We start from the raw sequence: 5321 nt of genomic DNA on the forward strand, positions 1-5321 counted from the left end.
GGGGCATAGCGATTGGGTCAACAGCGTCGTCTTCAGCCCGGATGGCAAAACTTTAGCTTCTGCTAGTTATGACAAGACCATCAAATTGTGGAATCAGGAGACGGGCAAAGCAATTACCACTCTCAGGGGGCATAGCTATTGGGTCAACAGCGTCGTCTTCAGCCCGGATGGCAAAACTTTAGCTTCCGCCAGTGATGACAACACAATCAAATTGTGGAATCTCGACACAGGCAAAGAAATTACCACCCTGATTGGGCATAGCGATTCGGTTTACAGCGTCGAGTTTAGCCCGGATGGCAAAACTTTAGCTTCCGCTAGTTTTGACAAGACCATCAAATTGTGGAATCTGAATCTTGATGATTTATTAGCACAGGGTTGCAGTCGGCTTAAGAGTTATTTGATTAGCCATCCTGATGCGGTTAAGGTGTGTTCGGGGCGGTAGGGGGATGTGGTTCGACTTCGCTCACCAACCGGGGATGTGGTTCGACTTCGCTCACCAATCGGGGGATGTGGTTCGACTTCGCTCACCAACCAGGGGATGTGGTTCGACTTCGCTCACCAACCAGGGGATGAGGGAGCGATCGCCCTTTAATATTCATAACAGGCGTAGGCGTAGCCCGTCGTAGACATCGCTCACTAAAAAAGAAATGCGATCGCAGTTCTGATCTCAGCGTTTCGAGTTCCGAACACCAATGGTCGAGCAAAAAGGTGGAAGTTCCGAGTTCCGAACACGAATGGTCGAGTAAAAAGGTCGAACTTCCGAGTTCCGAACACCAATGGTCGAGCAAAAAGGTGGAAGTTCCGAGTTCCGAACACCAATGGTCGAGCAAAAAGGTCGAACTTCCGAGTTCCGAACACCAATGGCCGAGCAAAAAGGTCGAACTTCCGAGTTCTGAACACGAACGGCCGAGCAAAAAGGTCGAACTTCCGAGTTCCGAACACGAACGGCCGAGCAAAAAGGTCGAACTTCCGAGTTAAACCTCCGGTTCTACTCCCAGCGCTTTTAACTGAGCTGCTAATCTCTCTGCACGCTGGCGTTCTTGTTCTGCAAGCTGTTGAGCGGCGTTTTTCTCTTGGCGTTCTTTTGCTGCTAACTCCAAACCCCATAGTAATAATTCGCCGTTATTATCCCACCAACGTAACCAATAACCTGTGCGGTTTTCTCGGCTTCCTTGCCATACGCCTAAAAACAAATTCATTTCGGCAATCCAGTGACGATTATTTGCATCCAATGTTTGCAGTTCATAATTTCCTAAATCATCTCGCCGATAAACTTCTAAGACTCCGCCATCTGGTTCAAAAATGGCATAGTTTGGCACTTGTAAAATCTGCTCATAATAAAACCATTTACCAGGGGGATAGGTCGGTTTACTCGAATACTCTCCACCTTCGGTATCTGAGAGAAATTCCATCACAATTACGGGAATATCACCTTGGAGTCGTGGCGTATAACTGCGCTTAACTTCTTCTCGTGAGACTCGAATAGATGGTACATATCCCCAATCTGGTGCTTTGACCACAAATCGATTATTTAAGGTGGCGCAGATACCGTAGTTAGTGATGGTTAAAGCATCGGCGGGTAGTCTGCTGGCAAGTTCCAAGCTTTCTGTTAAAGCAGCAGCCAAGAGTGGCTGATTAATGTTATCCACTGGCTCGTTGTTTAAAACAAAATCATCAGGTAACTTTTCCCAGGTGACATCATGGGTGGCTGCATTGGCTAGCATGATTCAGAATATCTCAAGTACAACTTCAATTTAAAACAGTACGATTGTTCTACTATAAACTGATTAAAGATAGTATTATTAAGGACTGTTTCATAAGAAACTCCTTCTTCGCCGCCCAATATGTCAGACAAACAGCTAGCAGCATCCTTGAATGGACATCTTCCCTACCCCAGCCACAACAGCCAGAATACCATTCGGATTCGGGGTGCTAGGCAGCATAATCTGAAAAATATTGACTTGGAATTGCCACGCGATCGCCTAATCGTATTTACTGGCGTTTCTGGTTCTGGTAAGTCTTCCCTGGCATTTGACACAATTTTCGCTGAAGGGCAACGCCGCTATGTGGAATCCCTCAGCGCCTACGCAAGGCAATTTCTCGGACAGTTAGATAAGCCGGATGTGGAGGCGATTGAAGGCTTAAGTCCAGCAATTTCCATTGACCAAAAGTCAACCTCTCATAATCCTCGTTCCACAGTGGGTACGGTGACAGAGATTTACGACTATTTGCGACTGTTGTTTGGTCGTGCTGGCGAACCCCATTGTCCGATATGCGATCGCTGTATTGCACCCCAGACAATCGATGAGATGTGCGATCGCATCATGGAATTACCAGAACGCACCCGCTTCCAAATCCTTGCACCCGTTGTCCGGGGTAAAAAGGGCACACATCGTAAGCTTTTGTCAAGTCTGGCATCCCAAGGTTTTGTCCGCGTGCGAATCAATGGCGAGATCCGCGAACTGTCAGATTCCATTGAATTGGATAAAAACTTTACCCACACCATCGAAGTGGTAATCGACCGCTTGGTGAAAAAAGCTGATATTCAGGAGCGTTTGGTTGATTCCCTGTCTACGTGTCTCAAGCAATCGGGTGGGATTGCAGCCATTCTGGTGAGTCTGCTTGGTGACGACGGACAAGAAAAGGAAGAAGAATTAGTATTTTCAGAAAACTTTGCCTGTCCAGAACATGGCGCGGTAATGGAGGAATTATCGCCGCGATTGTTCTCCTTTAACTCACCTTATGGTGCTTGTCCGCACTGTCATGGAATTGGGACTTTAAGAAGATTTGCGCCAGACTTGATCGTACCCGACTGGGAAGCGCCAGTTTATGCTGCGATCGCGCCTTGGTCAGAAAAAGATAATTCTTATTACTTAGAATTACTCTATAGCGTCGGACAGATTTATGGATTTGAGTTGCAGACAAATTGGAGCAAGCTAACACAAGAACAGCAGCAAATTATTTTGTTTGGAGAGAAAGATGAACGAGCCGCAGAGGCACAGAGGAAGCAGAGTTTTAAAGGTGCTATTCCAATTTTGCAACGACAATATGAGGGTGGTTCTGAGCTAGTTAAGCAAAAATTAGAGCAGTATTTAATCGATCAACCCTGTGAAGTTTGTAAAGGAAAACGGTTAAAACCGGAAGCCTTGGCAGTGAAGTTGGGACAATATGGAATTTTAGAATTAACTGGAGTATCAATCCGAGATTGTCAGGAGAGAATTGAGCAATTTAAGTTGAGCGATCGCCAGTTACAAATTGCTGATTTAGTCCTGAGAGAAATCAAAGCTAGATTGCAATTTTTGTTGGATGTAGGCTTAGATTATCTCACCCTTGACCGTCCCGCCATGACCCTTTCCGGTGGTGAAGCCCAACGAATTCGTTTAGCAACACAAATTGGTTCTGGTTTAACAGGAGTTCTCTACGTTTTAGATGAACCGAGTATTGGTTTGCATCAACGAGATAATGGCAGGTTGCTTAAAACCTTAACGAAATTGCGCGATTTGGGTAATACATTAATTGTGGTTGAACACGATGAAGAAACAATTCGCGCAGCTAACCATATAGTTGATATTGGCCCTGGTGCAGGAATTCACGGCGGAAATATTATCGCCCAAGGTGATTTTCAGGCGTTATTAGCAGCAGAAGATTCTTTGACGGGTGCATATTTATCAGGAAGGCGAGTAATTACCACACCAGCAGAACGCCGAGAAGGAAATGGGCGGAGTTTAGGAATTAAAAATGCCCATCGCAACAATTTACAAAATATAGATGTAGACATTCCGCTAGGTAAACTCGTCTCCATTACTGGTGTGTCTGGTTCTGGCAAATCTACCCTGATTAACGAATTACTGTACCCATCTCTGCAACATTATTTAACTAAGAAAGTTCCCTTACCCAGACATTTGGATAAAATTCAGGGATTAAACGCGATTGATAAAGCGATCGTTATCGATCAATCCCCAATTGGACGCACACCACGTTCTAACCCTGCAACTTACACAGGAATTTTCGATGCCATTCGGGATGTATTTTCCCAAACAGTAGAAGCCAAAGCTAGGGGTTACAAACCTGGGCAATTTTCCTTCAACGTTAAAGGTGGACGTTGCGAAGCTTGTAGCGGCCAGGGTGTGAATGTTATTGAAATGAACTTTCTCCCGGATGTTTACGTGCAATGCGAAATTTGTAAAGGTGCAAGATACAACCGCGAAACTTTGCAGGTAAAGTACAAAGATAAGTCTATTTCTGATGTTCTGAGAATGACAGTTGAGGAAAGTTTAGACTTTTTCCAGAATATTCCCAAAGCGATCGCGCGTTTGCAAACTTTATTTGATGTCGGGTTGGGTTATGTCCAACTAGGACAACCTGCGACTACCTTATCTGGTGGAGAAGCGCAACGGGTAAAATTGGCAACAGAACTATCTCGACGCGCCACAGGTAAGACACTTTATTTAATAGATGAACCGACAACAGGGTTATCTTTTTACGATGTCCATAAATTGTTAGATGTGTTGCAAAGATTGGTAGATAAAGGCAATTCAATATTAGTAATTGAACACAACTTAGATGTAATTCGTTGTTCTGACTGGGTGATAGATTTGGGGCCAGAAGGTGGCGACAAAGGGGGAGAATTGATTGCTGTGGGTACACCGGAGGAAGTTGCAAAAAATCCCAGGTCTTATACTGGGCAATATTTGCAGCAGGTGTTGAAACAGTATCCGGCGGTGAAAAAATAGAGTTTTTGTCTCAGTCATAGACGCAAAGAAGCTTACCATATGGTAGGTGCAAATAAAAGCGATCGCTTATTATAAAATCGACAAACTTGCATCAACATAAAAAACTTTCCCAAAGACTCAGCTTGTTTTTTAGTGATTTCTAGTTTGCGTGTGTTCGATCCTGAATTATTCGCAGACTTCCTGCATAAATCACAAATAAGAACCCCCTCCCCTTAGTAAGTTAGTTGTTAGAAACTTTTACAAGATATCTTAGATAAATGGATAATTGCCATTTTTTTTGTAACTGATTATTAAAACATTGAACTAAGGTTAAAATCTCTAGAAATAATTAGTAGCTTATTCTAGCTAAAGTCGATATTGCCATGCCTAAAGAGTCACTCAACTTTCCCAAAGCAGACATACTGGTGATTGATGACACCCCAGAAAACCTGAATCTCCTATCTGCCATGCTGACAGAACAAAGATATAAAGTTAGGAGTGTAACTAAAGGTTCTACGTAAGGATTCAGGTCTAATATTTAGGAAGCAGTGATGGCCGAGACAGATAATTATTAGAATTAGCCAGCAGTGCTTGTGCAAAAAAGTCAAT

The 5321-nt window shown here is 43.9% G+C and carries 4 protein-coding genes and 1 pseudogene; 3 read left to right on the plus strand and 2 right to left on the minus strand.

Annotated elements, in window-relative coordinates:
- Positions 1-442 (plus strand): WD40 repeat domain-containing protein (locus tag V7L12_RS25405; protein WP_335088584.1); only part of this gene is annotated, 442 nt, incomplete at its 5' end.
- 82 nt (positions 443-524) lie between these two features.
- On the opposite strand, the gene V7L12_RS25410 is transcribed toward V7L12_RS25405, so the two are convergent.
- Together V7L12_RS25410 and V7L12_RS25415 are read right to left on the minus strand one after the other, a co-directional pair.
- Positions 525-914 (minus strand): hypothetical protein, encoded by a 390-nt coding sequence (locus tag V7L12_RS25410; protein ID WP_335088586.1) that lies wholly within the window; start codon positions 912-914, stop codon positions 525-527.
- A 60-nt stretch (positions 915-974) separates the two neighbouring features.
- On the minus strand, positions 975-1724 hold the full coding sequence (locus tag V7L12_RS25415; RefSeq protein WP_335088588.1) for a Uma2 family endonuclease: 750 nt from the start codon (positions 1722-1724) through the stop codon (positions 975-977).
- A gap of 120 nt (positions 1725-1844) precedes the next feature.
- Between V7L12_RS25415 and uvrA the strand changes: the two genes are divergently transcribed.
- Complete coding sequence (gene uvrA, locus V7L12_RS25420; protein WP_335088590.1) at positions 1845-4733, plus strand: excinuclease ABC subunit UvrA; 2889 nt, start codon at positions 1845-1847, stop codon at positions 4731-4733.
- A gap of 362 nt (positions 4734-5095) precedes the next feature.
- Positions 5096-5230 (plus strand): annotated as a pseudogene (locus tag V7L12_RS25425) (response regulator); the annotation flags it as partial.
- Positions 5231-5321 lie beyond the last annotated feature (91 nt).

Origin of the sequence: Nostoc sp., from assembly GCF_036918245.1 — a bacterium.
Classification (GTDB): domain Bacteria; phylum Cyanobacteriota; class Cyanobacteriia; order Cyanobacteriales; family Nostocaceae; genus Nostoc.